The following is a 14,223-nucleotide window of genomic DNA, read 5'->3' as shown; positions in this document are numbered from 1 at the left end:
CATGAAACAAGGAATCTGCCAGAATTGTAATGCCCAAACCCACGGCGATTATTGTTCGGATTGCGGGCAAAAAACCGACACGCACCGCATCACGCTGAAGCATTTTTTTCTACACGATTTGTTACACGGCATTTGGCATCTTGAGAAAGGAATACTGTTCACGATTAAAGAAACGTTCGTACGCCCAGGCCAAGCCGCTTTGGATTACATTCACGGGAAACGCATCCGATACTACAATGTGTTTTATCTGGCGCTGCTGATTATAGGTTTGAATCTGTTGTTAAGTCATTTTTATGAAAACGTCAATCCTGTCCAAGAAGAACAGATTGATAACACACCACAAGTGTCGGAATTTTTCAGAAGCAACCTCAAGACCATTTTGTTGAGTATTGTTCCGCTATTGGGCATGGTCGCATTTTTGATCTTCAGAAGACTGAAACTCAATCTTGCCGAGCATTTTATTATGGGCGGCATTTCTTTGTTGGGAATTCTGATGATGAGTATCGTGTTTGGTTTGGTCAACTTTATCGAAACCTTTGATATGCCTGATTGGATCGGTTACCTGGAAATCGTTGTGTTCTTTATGATGTTTTTGTTTCCGATCTGGACGTATTACAATGCGACAAAAAACCTTTATTCTTTTTAGGGATTTTTGTGGCGCATCGTCGTATTTTACATTCTGGTGTTATTGATTCTGTCTTTAATTTTCGGCGCCATCATCTACAAACTGACTCACGGTGGCAATAAATTTTACATCAACATATAAAAAAACTCCCAATAAAATCAGGAGTCTCTATGAATAAAAAACGTAGCACACAAATTTATGGGTTTGTTTTTGTTTGCTTTCTGCTTTTGTATGCTTTCAAATATTCGCCTTTGGGTGTGCCATCGTCAAACGAACTCCATTTGATCATCGCGCGCACATTTTTACGGGCTTCTTCGTTTGAAAAATTTTCATATTCGATGCGGTAAATTGCCGAGTACATTTCAGCACGCCCAACGCCATGATAGCAATGAATCAAAACCGGATAATTGTCTGGATTGTCCATGATTTTGAAAAAGCTATCTAAGTTTTCCTGTTTCGGAACCTGATCCGAGCCGTTGTTGAAATAATTGACACCGGGAATTTTAGCCACCGCTTCCTTTTCAGCGGTCAATTCAGCGGGAATTTCAGGATTGTTGATCAAATCGGCGGTTCCGGGAAAACGCAAATCCACAATCGATTTGATGTGGTATTTGTTCACGTAATCCTTAATTTCATCAGGTGGAATAACTCCAGACTTATACACTTTTCCTTCAGTAATCGTTTCGAAATTGTGGTTGATGTTCATGTCATACACATATTTCCCGGCGAAAATTAAAACTACCGCGAGCAAAACAAATCCAACTATTTTGAGGTTCTTTTTCATAATGTTTTAATTAATGTGTCGCCAATTTCTGATCTACGACACGTTCCATATAATCCTGAATGAATGCTTTGCAACGCAATTCAAGGTCGTTCATGTCAGCATTTCTGTACGCGATCAGGTTGTTCAATAACGCCTTATCATCCTTGTCGTAAAAGCCAAGCGATTTTTTACCGTCGAAAATGCAGATGTAATTGCCTTTCGAAAACTGATACAAACTTCCCGTAGAATTGATCACAAAAGGTTCCTGTGTTTTCTTGTCGAGCAAACTTCTGCCCCAACTTCTGAAAGGCTTCTGATAACCGATCATGTCAAGGATTGTCGGATAAATATCAATTTGTTGCGCCAAATCTTCATCGACGCCAACGTATTCGCTGTTGGGTTTGTAGATGATGATCGGAATCGCAAAACGCTCAATCGGTCGGCTGTATTCCTTATAAAATGTGGTGTTTCCGTGATCGGCAACCAAAACAAAAATCGTATTGTTGAACCACGGTGATTTCTTCGCTTCGGTAAAAAACCGCTTCAAAGAATAATCGGTATATTCAATGCATTTGTGAATCGGCACATCACCTTCGTGAAACCTTTTCTTGTATTTCGCCGGAATATTGTACGGTTCATGCGAAGAAACAGTAAAGATTGACGAGAAAAACGGCGTTCTTTCTTTGTCAAGCGTGTGCTTCATGTATTGCAAAAACGGTTCGTCCCAAATGCCCCAGAAACCGTCGAACTCGGAATCGTCATTAAACTCAGTTCTTCCGTAATACTTATCGATGCCCAGAATATTGGCGAATCCTAAAAATCCCATCGAACCATTGGCCGCGCCGTGAAAGAAAGACGTTTTGTAACCTTCGCCTTCCAAAGTCGAAACAATCGATTCAATTTTTTGCTTCGGATAAGGCGATGAAGTGAATGCATCTTTAAACGATGGAATTCCCGCTAAAATCGAAGACATTCCGTGAATTGACTGGCGTCCGTTGGTGTAAGCATTGGTGAAAATCAAACTGTGCTGCGCAAGTGAATCCAGAAACGGTGTGTGCGATTTGAAATCTTTGATGTTCGATTTTTTGTTGAAAGCACCATAATATTCGCGTCCGTTGCTTTCGAGAATCATCACGACCACATTCGGTTTGGTTGGCGGATGATTATGATATTGCTTAATCGGAATCACCTTTTCGAGAATTACCTGATTGTTGACTTCAGGATAGTCCGTTTTGATGAAACTATTACTGAACAGTGTGCGGATAATCGCGAAAGGAGTGTTTAATACGATATCCGAATGCACGATATTCTTCACATGACGGCTCGCGTCTAACAGATTGATCGGGCGTGTTGCTTTTTTGAAATCGCCTCCTCGGATGCCGCCGATAATCATCAATGCAACGAATAAAAAACCGACGATTGAAAAGCCGAAATAAGCTAAGTTTTTTTCTGGTTTTTCAACTTTGACTTCTACTTTTTTATAGGCCCAAATCCATACTACAGCAAATACAAAATAGAGCAAGAAAATGTACCAAAAATCAATGAGAAAACTGAAAAATAGTTTGCTCAGATTTACTTCATGCTCAATGACATTCATCACCGCGGTCGTGGTTCTTGCGTAAGTGAATCTATAATAAATGAAATCCACAAAATTCGTCGCATACGCCAGCAAATTCATCGCAAAATAAAGGTAGAACAGAAACTTCTGATAACCCGGCGCAGTGTTTTTCTTAAACGGTAAAATCGACAATACTATGAACAATACATTAACGTATAAAATCGCCGTAGTATCGAACGGCAAGCCATAATAGCACAAGGCTACGAAATCACCGAAAGATTCCACTTTGAGCAAACCGGCATTGAAAACATAAAACAGGACGCTGGCAAAGAAGTAAAAAATATACGCCAACAAAATTCTGTAAAGCAGTACTTTATATTCGTTTAAACGCAAATGTTTGAGCATATGTAAAATTTATGAGCCAAAATTATCAAATAAATTAACAACCAAGCGGTAACAGCGAGTTAAATTAAATAAAAATTGTTTAATTTGCGTGGACTAATGACGCCCAAAATGAACACTATCACCCGCTTATTCGATTTCCCTTACTACCAGCTTCAAAAAAACAACATTCCGGCGGCGCTTGTGACCAAACAAAATGGCGTTTGGGTCAAAACCTCGACTCAGGAATACATCGATTTGTCGAATACGATTTCACGCGCTTTGTTGCGAATGAATGTAGTGAAAGATACTAAAATCGCCGTCATTTCGTCGAACAACCGCACCGAATGGAACATCATGGATATCGGCGTGTTACAAATTGGCGCTCAGAATGTTCCAATTTATCCGACGATTTCTGAAGACGATTACGAATACATCCTGAACCATTGCGAAGCGCAATATTGTTTTGTTTCCGATGAGGAAGTGTTGCGCAAGCTCAACTTGGTGCGACATAAACTGATACATTTGAAAGAAGTGTATTCGTTTAATGAAATTCCGGGTTGCAAAAACTGGAAAGAATTGCTCGAACTAGGTAAAGACCAAGCCAACCAACCTGATGTTGAAGAACGAAAAGACAACGTCAAAGCGGAAGATTTAGCGACGATTATTTATACTTCAGGAACTACTGGAAAACCAAAAGGCGTGATGCTTTCACATCAAAATATCGTATCGAATGTGATTGATTCTTCGCCGAGAATTCCTTTTGAGGAAAGCACGAGTGTTGCGTTGAGTTTCCTTCCGATTTGCCATATTTTCGAACGCGTCATTTTATACATCTACCAATATTACTCCGTTTCGATTTATTTCGCAGAATCGATTGACAAATTATCTGATAACATCAAAGAAGTCAAACCCACCGTTTTCTCAGTAGTTCCAAGACTTTTGGAAAAAGTTTACGATAAGATTTACGCCAAAGGCACCGAACTTTCAGGCATCAAAAAATGGCTTTTCTTTTGGGCGATTGATTTGGGTTTGAAATACGAACCGTATGAAGCCAAGGGATTTTGGTATGAATTCCAGTTGAACATCGCCAGAAAACTCATTTTCAGTAAATGGAAAGAAGGTTTGGGCGGCAACTTAAACGTGATGGTTTCAGGAAGCGCGGCATTACAACCAAGATTGATCCGAATCTTCGCCGCCGCAGAAATGCCCGTGATGGAAGGCTACGGACTTACTGAAACTTCTCCGGTAATTTCCGTGAATTGTTATAAAGATCACGGTTTCAGAATCGGAACGGTCGGCAAAGTCATCAATCATGTTGAAGTCAAAATCGCTTCCGATGGCGAAATTTTGTGCAAAGGCCCGAACGTGATGATGGGTTATTACAAAGACGAAGAAAAAACAGCTGAAGCTTTGCAAAATGGTTACTTCCACACTGGAGATATCGGCGAAATCGACAAGGACGGCTTTCTCAAAATCACCGACCGCAAAAAGGAAATGTTTAAGACTTCGGGTGGAAAATACATCGCGCCTCAACTCATTGAAAATACGATGAAGCAATCGCGTTTCATCGAACAGATTATGGTCATTGGCGACGGTCAGAAAATGCCGGCCGCTTTCATTCAACCTAGTTTTGATTTTCTGAAAGAATGGGCGAAAATACACAACATCGAGATTGGAACTACCAACCAAGAAATCATTGCCAATCCAAAAGTTATTGAACGGATTCAGGAAGAAGTTGATACGCTCAACGAGAAATTCGGCAATTGGGAAAAAATCAAGCGCTTTGAACTGACCCCCGATGTCTGGTCGATTGAAAGCGGCCATCTCACACCGACCTTAAAGCTCAAAAGAAAAATTGTGATGGAAAAATACCTGCCGCTTTATAAACAAATTTATGGCGAAACTTCTTAAATAAGCGCTTCCCATACCTTTGATATTTTAATCAAAGACAAAATATTTTTCTGAAAACTCCTCGAATTCCGGGGAGTTTTTTTATGACAATAAATTAACGCAAAAATAATTCAAATTTATTATGCATGCATAGTATTTTTATTTATCTTTGGTTTTCTGATCGCATTTATATGAAAGACAAAACGATAGATTATGTACTTCGCGCGACCTGGCAAGCCGTAGCAAGAATGTATAACGAAGAAGCCGCCAAATACGACGCTACGATGGCCACTGGATTTGCACTGTTGAGTTTAGACAAAGAAGACGGAACGCCATCGACAACTTTAGGTCCGAAAATGGGCATGGAAGCTACAAGCCTTACAAGAACATTAAAATCAATGGAAGACAGAGGTTTGATTATCAGAAAGAAAAATCCGAACGATGGCCGCGGCGTATTGATTTACCTCACGGAATTCGGAAAGGAAAAAAGAGAACTGTCGAGAACGACCGTTTTAAAATTCAACGAAACCATCCGCAAGAACATCTCCGAAGAAAAACTACTGCATTTTATGGAAGTCTCGGAAACCATCAACGAACTGATTCAGGAAAAAAACATATTTAACCAAGAAAAATAAAATGAAAAGAACCATCAAAAAAGTCGCCGTCATTGGCTCCGGAATCATGGGTTCGGGCATCGCCTGTCATTTTGCCAACATCGGCGTCGAAGTGCTTTTACTCGATATTGTGCCGCGCGAACTCACGGAAGCGGAAACCAAAAAAGGCCTGACTTTAGACTCCAAAATCGTTCGCAACCGCATCGTCAACGAACACTTGGCGAATGCTTTAAAATCGAAACCCTCGCCTATTTACCATCAAAAGTTTGCGAGCCGTATTACCACCGGGAATACAACCGATGATTTAGCGCAGATTGCTCAAGCTGATTGGATTATCGAAGTTGTGGTCGAAAGGCTCGACATCAAGAAAGCCGTTTTCGAACAGATTGAAAAATACAGAAAACCGGGAACTCTTATTACATCGAATACTTCCGGAATTCCAATCCATTTTATGAGCGAAGGCCGAAGCGAAGATTTCCAGCAACATTTCTGCGGCACGCATTTCTTCAATCCGGCGCGTTACCTCAAATTGTTCGAAATCATTCCTGGACCAAAAACTTCCACCGAAGTGCTCGATTTCCTAAACAATTACGGTTCACAATATTTAGGAAAAACTTCCGTCGTGGCGAAAGATACACCCGCATTTATTGGCAACAGAATTGGAATTTACGGCATCCAAAGTCTATTTCACCTCGTCAAGGAAATGGGATTGACCATTGAAGAAGTCGATAAATTAACCGGTCCGGTCATTGGCCGTCCAAAATCAGCAACGTTCAGAACCGTTGATGTTGTTGGTCTCGACACTTTAGTGCACGTCGCTAACGGTTTGTATGAAGGCGTACCGAATGACGAAGCACGCGATTTGTTCAAACTGCCAGATTTCATCACCAAAATGCTTGAAAACAATTGGCTTGGTAGCAAAACCGGACAAGGTTTTTACAAAAAAGTCGACCGTGATATTTTGTCGTTAGATTTAAATACATTGGAATATCGTCCCGCAAAAAAAGCCTCATTCGCAACTTTAGAATTGACAAAAACCATCGACAAACCTATTGATCGTTTCAAAGTGTTGGTCAAAGGAACGGACAAAGCGGGTGAGTTTTATCGCAAAAGTTTCGCGGGCATGTTCGCTTATGTTTCCAACAGAATTCCCGAAATCACTGACGATCTCTATAAAATTGACGACGCGATGAAAGCCGGATTCGGCTGGGAAAACGGCCCGTTCGAAATCTGGGACGCGATTGGGGTAGCCAAAGGAATCGAAATCATGAAAGCGCAAAACTTAGAGCCTGCCACTTGGGTCAACGATATGCTCGTATCAGGAATTTCGAGTTTCTACACGGTGAAAGAAGGCGCGACTTACTATTATAACCTTCCAACAAAATCACAAGTCAAAGTGCCCGGTCAGGATGCTTTCATCATTTTAAACAACATCCGTGAAAGCAAAAAAGTCTGGAGCAATTCGGGCGCGGTCATCGAAGATTTAGGCGACGGCATTTTAAATCTTGAATTCCAATCAAAAATGAATACGATTGGTGGCGATGTATTGCAAGGCATCAATAAAGCGATCGATCTTGCCGAAAAAGAATATCAAGGTTTGGTTATTGGAAACCAAGGTGCCAATTTCTCTGTCGGCGCGAACATAGGAATGATCTTCATGATGGCCGTCGAGCAGGAATACGACGAACTCAATATGGCGATCAAAATGTTTCAGGACACGATGATGCGTGTGCGCTATTCTTCAATTCCGGTCATTGTGGCACCACACGGAATGACTTTAGGCGGCGGTTGCGAAATGAGCATGCATGCGGATAAAGTCGTTGCAGCCGCAGAAACGTATATCGGTTTGGTCGAGTTTGGCGTTGGCGTAATTCCAGGCGGCGGCGGTTCAAAAGAAATGGCTTTGCGTGCTTCGGATTTATTCCATAAAAATGATGTTGAGTTGAATGTATTGCAGGAATATTTCTTAGCTGTTGCTATGGCGAAAGTGTCCACATCAGCTTACGAAGCTTTTGATACCGGCGTATTGCAACACGGAAAAGACATCATCGTCGTCAATAAAGACCGACAAATCGCAGAAGCTAAAAAACACGCATTGTTGATGGCTGAAGCTGGTTACACACAACCGATCCGAAGAAAAGACATTAAAGTTTTGGGGAAATCAGCTTTAGGAATGTTTCTCGTAGGAACTGACCAGATGACTGCCGGAAATTTCATTTCAGACCACGATAAAAAAATCGCGAACAAACTTGCTTATGTGATGGCCGGCGGTGATTTATCTGAACCGACTTTAGTATCGGAACAATATTTACTTGATCTCGAACGCGAAGCCTTTCTGTCATTGTGCACCGAAAGAAAAACGCTCGAAAGAATCCAATTCATGTTAACCAAAGGAAAACCACTAAGAAATTGATTATAAATTATATATTTTGAATTTTGAATGATGGCGAATCTTAAAGCCAGACGTCTCATTCAAAATTTAAAATTCAAAATGCAAAATAGAAAATGAAAACAGCCTATATAGTTAAAGCATACAGAACCGCCGTCGGCAAAGCGCCTAAAGGTGTTTTCAGGTTTAAACGCCCTGACGAACTCGCCGCGGAAACCATTCAGTATATGATGAATGAATTGCCCGATTTCGACAAGAAACGCATCGATGACGTGATGGTCGGAAATGCGATGCCAGAAGCCGAACAAGGCCTGAATGTCGGTCGATTGATTTCATTGATGGGACTCAATATCGTTGATGTTCCGGGCGTAACGGTAAATAGATATTGCGCTTCCGGTCTCGAAACGATTGGGATGGCAACGGCTAAAATCCAATCCGGAATGGCTGATTGCATTATTGCCGGTGGCGCTGAAAGCATGAGTTTCATTCCGATGGGCGGCTACAAACCAACGCCCGATTACGCAATTGCCAAAGAAGGTCATGAAGATTATTATTGGGGCATGGGACTTACCGCGGAAGCTGTTGCCAAACAATTTAATGTGTCGCGTGCCGATCAAGATGAGTTCGCATTCAATTCGCACCAAAAAGCGTTGAAAGCACAAGCGGAAGGCAAATTCGACAAACAAATTGTGCCGATTACAATTGAACAAACTTTCCTCAATGAAAATGGAAAAAAAGAAACCAAATCCTATACTGTCACTAAAGACGAAGGTCCAAGAGCCGATACGAATCTTACTGCATTAGGAAATCTTAAACCCGTTTTTGCAGCCGACGGAACTGTGACAGCCGGAAATTCATCACAAATGAGTGATGGTGCAGCGTTCGTTTTAATCATGAGCGAGGAACTTGTCAAAGAACTCAACCTCACGCCTATCGCAAGATTAGTCAATTTTGCTTCGGCTGGTGTGGAACCTAGAATTATGGGAATCGGGCCAGTAAAAGCCATTCCAAAAGCGTTGAAACAAGCCGGATTGCAACTTAAAGACATCGATTTAATTGAACTCAACGAAGCTTTTGCCTCACAATCTTTAGCCGTGATCCGCGAATTAGGATTGAATCCCGACATCGTCAACGTCAACGGCGGCGCAATAGCTTTAGGCCACCCGTTAGGTTGCACCGGAGCGAAATTATCTGTGCAGTTGTTCGATGAGATGAAACGCCGCGGCAACAAGTATGGCATTGTTTCGATGTGTGTCGGAACCGGACAAGGTTCGGCAGGAATTTACGAATTATTATAAATTATAAATTTTGAATTTTGAATGATGGAGAATCGTGAAGCCGGATGTTTCATTCAAAATTCATAATTTAAAATTCAAAAATTATAAAAGCCATGAAAGAAAATCTAATCGCCACGAAAACATTCGATTTTGCATTAACAATCATCACATTGTTTATGTAGTTAAAAAAGGAAAATAAGTTTATAATTTCAAAACAAATATTAAAGTCCGGAACCAGTATTGGAGCCAATGTTCAAGAAGCGATAGCAGCGCAATCAAAGAAAGATTTTATTAATAAATTGTCCGTAGCTTCAAAAGAGTCTCGAGAAACAAAATACTGGTTACAACTATTAAATAAATCTGAGTTGACTGCAATTTCAGTCGACTCTTATTTAGTCGAGATAGACCATATCATCAATATCATCACGAAAATAATCAAGACATCCCAAATTCAAAATTTATAATTCAAAATTTAAAATACTTAGAACATGGAAATCACAAGAGGAGGTCAATTCTTAGTTAAAGAAACCCAGTGCGAGGACATCTTCACGCCTGAAGATTTTTCAGAGGAACAAAAAATGATGCGCGATTCCGTGAAGGAATTCGTCGATAAGGAAATCTGGCCCAACAAAAACCGTTTCGAAGCCAAAGATTACGCTTTCACCGAAGAATGTATGAAGAAAGCAGGCGAAATGGGATTCTTAAGCGTAGCCGTTCCGGAAGCATACGGCGGAATGGGCATGGGATTCGTCGATACTTGTCTGGTCTGCGATTACATTTCGGGCGCAACAGGTTCGTTTTCAACCGCTTTTGGCGCACATACCGGAATCGGAACTATGCCCATCACTTTGTACGGAACAGAAGAACAGAAACAAAAATACGTTCCAAAACTCGCTTCTGGCGAATGGTTTGGCGCTTATTGCTTAACGGAACCGGGCGCCGGATCGGATGCGAATTCAGGAAAAACCAAAGCGGTACTTTCTGAAGACGGAAAATATTACAACATTACCGGACAAAAAATGTGGATTTCGAATGCAGGATTCTGTTCGCTGTTTATCGTTTTTGCAAGAATTGAGGACGATAAAAACATCACCGGATTCATTGTTGAAAATGTCAAAGACAACGGCATTTCAATGAATGAAGAAGAACACAAACTCGGCATCCGCGCTTCGTCAACACGTCAGGTTTTCTTCAATGATACGAAAGTTCCTGTTGAAAATATGCTGTCTGAAAGAGGTAACGGATTCAAGATCGCTATGAATGCCTTGAACGTCGGTCGTATCAAATTAGCTGCAGCTTGTCTGGATGCGCAACGACGTGTGACTACGAATGCGATTCATTATGCGAATGAAAGAATCCAGTTCAACACGCAGATTTCACAATTTGGAGCCATCCGATATAAACTCGCTGAAATGGCCACTTCCGCTTATGCCGGAGAGAGCGCTACCTATCGTGCAGCAAAAGATATCGAAACCAGGATCCAACTTCGGGAACAAGAAGGTTCGTCACATCAGGAAGCTGAACTTAAAGGCGTTGAGGAATTTGCGATTGAATGTTCCATATTGAAAGTGGCGGTTTCCGAAGATGTCCAGAATTGCGCTGATGAGGGCATACAAATCCTCGGCGGAATGGGCTTCTCTGAAGACACACCGATGGAAAGTGCGTGGCGTGATGCCCGAATTTCAAGGATTTATGAAGGAACAAACGAAATTAATCGCATGCTTTCAGTCGGAATGTTGATCAAAAAAGCATTCAAAGGCCATGTTGATTTACTCGGCCCGGCAACCAAAGTTCAGGAAGAACTCATGGGCATTCCATCTTTCGACACGCCGGATTATTCCGAATTGTTTTCCGAAGAAAAAGAAATGATCGGCAAATTGAAAAAAGCCTTTTTGATGGTAGCCGGTGGCGCTGTCCAGAAATATGGCCCGGAACTCGACGGACATCAGCAATTGTTGATGGCGGCGGCGGATATTTTAATTGAAATCTACATGGCGGAATCAACGATTTTGAGAACCGAAAAATTGGCCAAAAAAGAAGGCGAAAACAAAGTGCAGGAACAAATTGCGATGGCGAAATTATACCTCTACAAAGCTGTCGATATCGTAACCCAAAAAGGTAAAGAAAGCATCATCTCTTTTGCTGAAGGCGACGAACAACGCATGATGCTCATGGGATTGCGTCGATTTACAAAATATACCAACATGCCGAATATTGTGGGCTTACGCGAAACCATCACCACTAAATTAGTAGCCGAAAACGCTTACTGCTTCTAATGAAACGATAGTTATTTAAGTTAAATTTTATGTTGATAAAACCGTTACTGTTTTGTGCAGAACGGTTTTTTTATTACGCTTAAAATTATATTTTAGTAAAAAATTTAGATCATGAAATTATTAGGAATAGGATCCAGAATACAACATGCGGAATATGGCAAAGGCGTCGTTACAAACGTTTCTTCCAAAGAATATTGGGTGACTTTTATCGAAAATGGCCTTGAAACCATTGCCATCGACAGTGAATTTGAAGTCATTGACGCTGCTGAAAACGAAGTCGATACGGTGAGTTTTTACGATGTCGAACAAAGTTTGTTATCGATTTTAAAGAAATGGAACGGACTCGGCGAGCCTGTAGCTATTGGCGACAAATGGAAAGGCGGTAAAATGATTCTCGAACCAGGCCAAGCCGGACTTGCGGCTAAAGACGTCCCGATTGATGCTTTCTTTCACAAAATTGTAATGCTCCGTGACCGACTGCGCGTAATGGAACAAAAGATCAACGCGAGCAATCTTGAGGAAATTGAAAAGGTCGAATTGCAGCAATACATCACCAAAATCTACGGAACCTTAACGACATTCAATGTTCTGTTCAAATCTCAGAATGATTATTTCGTAGGCGAAAAAACCAAATAAAAAAGACCGCATCCCATAATGGAGCGGTCTTTTTTGCTACATACCAATAATACTATGATTTAGGTTTCGGCTTAACATTGCAAAAAGAATGAATTCGATTTGCCCCCCAATGAAATGCCGATATAGTATTATCAATATGATTTAGAGGTTGTTCTTAGGGCAAAGTTGGCGCTTTTCGCTTGACTTGGTGTTATAGAATTCAAGCTAAATTTTATACAATTACGAATCAGCTTTTGGTTTCGAAAATTTCCTTTCTGATTTCGACAGCATAATCATTCGGAATGATTTTCTGGCCATACTTCAACGCGTACACTTTCGTAAATTCCGCGCCGAAATATAGTATGATCGCCGAATAATACACCCAAACCAAAATAATAATCACGGAACCTGCAGCGCCATAAGCAGAGCCGATAGTGGAACTTCCTATGTAATATCCGATGGCAATTTTCCCGACCATGAAAAGTACCGCAGTAACTCCCGAACCAATGAGCGCATCTTTCCACGCAATAGTTCCGTCGGGTAAAGTCTTAAAAATGACGGAAAACAAAAGCGTTGTAATCATCAGTAAAATCAAAATATTCAGTATATAAAAAAGGTAAACCGTCGCATCGGGAAAATACAACATCAGGCGTGCATTGAGAATATCCATCAACGTGTTGACCGTTAAACTCACCAAAAGCAGAAATCCGACTGCGGCAATCATCGAAAATGACATCAGCCTGTTCTTGATGAATTTGACGAATCCCTTATTTGGTTTTGCTTTTAGGGCCCAAATAAAATTGATCGAACTCTGGATTTCAGCAAAAACACCCGAAGCGCCAATCGCTAAAGTTACAGAGCCTACGATCGTAGCCAATACATTGCTGTCTGACAATTGAATATTTTTAATCGTTTCCTGAATTTGCAAAGCCGCTTCTTTTCCGACCATACCGTGAATCTGCCAGAAAAAAGTACCGTTTACCGCATCTCTTCCGAAGAAAACGCCACAAATCGATAAGATAATCATAATCAAAGGTGGCAAGGCAAATATGGTGTAATACGAAAGCGACGCACTTAGTTTGATCGCATTGTCATCGTCGAATTCCTCGTAAGTTTCTTTTAAAATGTTCCAAGTGGTTTTTATGAATGGTAAAGCTTTCATGATTTTAGTATGAATGAATGGAATTGTTTCAAAATTACAAAAGCCCATTTTTATAATTCGTTCGATATTTTTCATAATTCCTATAAAAAAAATTTGCGAAATTTGTTTTTCATTACCTTTGAAAGAAACACTTCTCATGAAAAAAATTCTTTTACTTCTGGCTATTAGCATCGCGGTTTTTTTTAGCTGTAAAACCAACAGCAATGCTGCCGATACCAAAAAATTAAACCTGACCTTCGAATCAAAAAGCAACAGTAAAGTAACCGGAACGGCTTCTTTCGTGGAGAAAAACGGCAACGTCACTTTTGTCGCTAAACTTTCAGGTCTGAAAGCGGGCGCACACGCAATTCACATTCATGAAAAATCAGATTGTTCTTCAGCAGACGGAAGTTCAGCAGGCGGACACTGGAACCCAACGTTCAAAAAACACGGAAAATGGGGCGTGGGCGAATACCACAAAGGCGATATCGGTAATTTCACAGCAGATGCCAACGGAAACGGAACCATCACATTAACTACGAATGAATGGTGTATCGGATGCGGCGATCCGGCCAAAGACATCCTTGGAAAAGGCTTAATCGTACACGAAGGCACCGATGATTTCACGACACAACCTTCAGGAAATGCGGGCGCTAGATTAGCCTGTTCAGCGATCATTAAATAGTTTACG

The 14,223-nt window shown here is 41.0% G+C and carries 11 protein-coding genes and 1 pseudogene; 9 read left to right on the top strand and 3 right to left on the bottom strand.

Features of this window, described 5'->3' with window-relative positions; all coding sequences use genetic code 11:
* Position 1: 1 nt before the first annotated feature.
* Positions 2-646, top strand: a complete 645-nt coding sequence (locus Q0058_RS14310) for a DUF3667 domain-containing protein (protein ID WP_298225133.1) — start codon at positions 2-4, stop codon at positions 644-646.
* Between the two features lie 175 nt (positions 647-821).
* Here Q0058_RS14310 and Q0058_RS14305 read toward each other — a convergent pair whose 3' ends face one another.
* Both Q0058_RS14305 and Q0058_RS14300 read right to left on the bottom strand, forming a co-directional pair.
* Positions 822-1,409 carry a dual specificity protein phosphatase family protein gene (locus tag Q0058_RS14305; RefSeq protein WP_298225131.1) on the bottom strand — a complete coding sequence of 196 codons (588 nt, stop codon included), beginning with the start codon at positions 1,407-1,409 and terminating at the stop codon, positions 822-824.
* 10 nt (positions 1,410-1,419) lie between these two features.
* A complete protein-coding gene (locus Q0058_RS14300; protein WP_298225129.1) occupies positions 1,420-3,351 on the bottom strand; it encodes an LTA synthase family protein in 1,932 nt (643 codons plus the stop codon).
* A 108-nt stretch (positions 3,352-3,459) separates the two neighbouring features.
* On the opposite strand from Q0058_RS14300, the gene Q0058_RS14295 reads away from it, so the two are divergent.
* The 7 genes and pseudogenes from Q0058_RS14295 to Q0058_RS14265 all read left to right on the top strand — a co-directional run bounded on the left by Q0058_RS14295 (position 3,460) and on the right by Q0058_RS14265 (position 12,412).
* Positions 3,460-5,241 carry a long-chain fatty acid--CoA ligase gene (locus Q0058_RS14295; RefSeq protein WP_298225128.1) on the top strand — a complete coding sequence of 594 codons (1,782 nt, stop codon included), beginning with the start codon at positions 3,460-3,462 and terminating at the stop codon, positions 5,239-5,241.
* 170 nt (positions 5,242-5,411) lie between these two features.
* Entirely contained in the window at positions 5,412-5,855 is a 444-nt protein-coding gene (locus Q0058_RS14290; protein WP_298225208.1) for a MarR family transcriptional regulator, read from the top strand.
* Position 5,856: 1 nt separating this feature from the next.
* Positions 5,857-8,247: a 3-hydroxyacyl-CoA dehydrogenase/enoyl-CoA hydratase family protein gene (locus tag Q0058_RS14285; RefSeq protein WP_298225125.1), complete on the top strand. Its 2,391-nt coding sequence runs from the start codon at positions 5,857-5,859 to the stop codon at positions 8,245-8,247.
* Between the two features lie 92 nt (positions 8,248-8,339).
* Positions 8,340-9,521, top strand: coding sequence for an acetyl-CoA C-acyltransferase (locus tag Q0058_RS14280; RefSeq protein WP_298225123.1), 1,182 nt, complete (start codon positions 8,340-8,342; stop codon positions 9,519-9,521).
* 173 nt (positions 9,522-9,694) lie between these two features.
* Positions 9,695-9,964 (top strand): annotated as a pseudogene (locus Q0058_RS14275) (four helix bundle protein); the annotation flags it as partial.
* A 24-nt stretch (positions 9,965-9,988) separates the two neighbouring features.
* Complete coding sequence (locus Q0058_RS14270; RefSeq protein ID WP_298225121.1) at positions 9,989-11,776, top strand: acyl-CoA dehydrogenase family protein; 1,788 nt, start codon at positions 9,989-9,991, stop codon at positions 11,774-11,776.
* Positions 11,777-11,887: 111 nt separating this feature from the next.
* Positions 11,888-12,412, top strand: coding sequence for a hypothetical protein (locus Q0058_RS14265; RefSeq protein WP_298225119.1), 525 nt, complete (start codon positions 11,888-11,890; stop codon positions 12,410-12,412).
* Positions 12,413-12,638: 226 nt separating this feature from the next.
* Here the strand turns inward: Q0058_RS14265 and Q0058_RS14260 are convergent, their stop codons facing one another.
* Complete coding sequence (locus Q0058_RS14260) at positions 12,639-13,553, bottom strand: YihY/virulence factor BrkB family protein (RefSeq protein WP_298225117.1); 915 nt, start codon at positions 13,551-13,553, stop codon at positions 12,639-12,641.
* Positions 13,554-13,689: 136 nt separating this feature from the next.
* On the opposite strand from Q0058_RS14260, the gene Q0058_RS14255 reads away from it, so the two are divergent.
* Positions 13,690-14,217 carry a superoxide dismutase family protein gene (locus Q0058_RS14255; protein ID WP_298225115.1) on the top strand — a complete coding sequence of 176 codons (528 nt, stop codon included), beginning with the start codon at positions 13,690-13,692 and terminating at the stop codon, positions 14,215-14,217.
* Positions 14,218-14,223: the final 6 nt, after the last annotated feature.

This window comes from Flavobacterium sp. (assembly GCF_027484705.1).
Taxonomy (GTDB): Bacteria; Bacteroidota; Bacteroidia; order Flavobacteriales; family Flavobacteriaceae; genus Flavobacterium.
Note: the sequence above shows the minus strand (reverse complement) of the source record. Positions and strands in the feature narration are given on the sequence as shown.

Bases quoted from the DNA above. Each gene is read 5' to 3' on its own strand.
- Q0058_RS14310 (WP_298225133.1), top strand. From the start codon at position 2: ATGAAACAAGGAATCTGCCAGAATTGTAATGCCCAAACCCACGGCGAT.
- Q0058_RS14305 (WP_298225131.1), bottom strand. From the start codon at position 1,409: ATGAAAAAGAACCTCAAAATAGTTGGATTTGTTTTGCTCGCGGTAGTT.
- Q0058_RS14300 (WP_298225129.1), bottom strand. From the start codon at position 3,351: ATGCTCAAACATTTGCGTTTAAACGAATATAAAGTACTGCTTTACAGA.
- Q0058_RS14295 (WP_298225128.1), top strand. From the start codon at position 3,460: ATGAACACTATCACCCGCTTATTCGATTTCCCTTACTACCAGCTTCAA.
- Q0058_RS14290 (WP_298225208.1), top strand. From the start codon at position 5,412: ATGAAAGACAAAACGATAGATTATGTACTTCGCGCGACCTGGCAAGCC.
- Q0058_RS14285 (WP_298225125.1), top strand. From the start codon at position 5,857: ATGAAAAGAACCATCAAAAAAGTCGCCGTCATTGGCTCCGGAATCATG.
- Q0058_RS14280 (WP_298225123.1), top strand. From the start codon at position 8,340: ATGAAAACAGCCTATATAGTTAAAGCATACAGAACCGCCGTCGGCAAA.
- Q0058_RS14270 (WP_298225121.1), top strand. From the start codon at position 9,989: ATGGAAATCACAAGAGGAGGTCAATTCTTAGTTAAAGAAACCCAGTGC.
- Q0058_RS14265 (WP_298225119.1), top strand. From the start codon at position 11,888: ATGAAATTATTAGGAATAGGATCCAGAATACAACATGCGGAATATGGC.
- Q0058_RS14260 (WP_298225117.1), bottom strand. From the start codon at position 13,553: ATGAAAGCTTTACCATTCATAAAAACCACTTGGAACATTTTAAAAGAA.
- Q0058_RS14255 (WP_298225115.1), top strand. From the start codon at position 13,690: ATGAAAAAAATTCTTTTACTTCTGGCTATTAGCATCGCGGTTTTTTTT.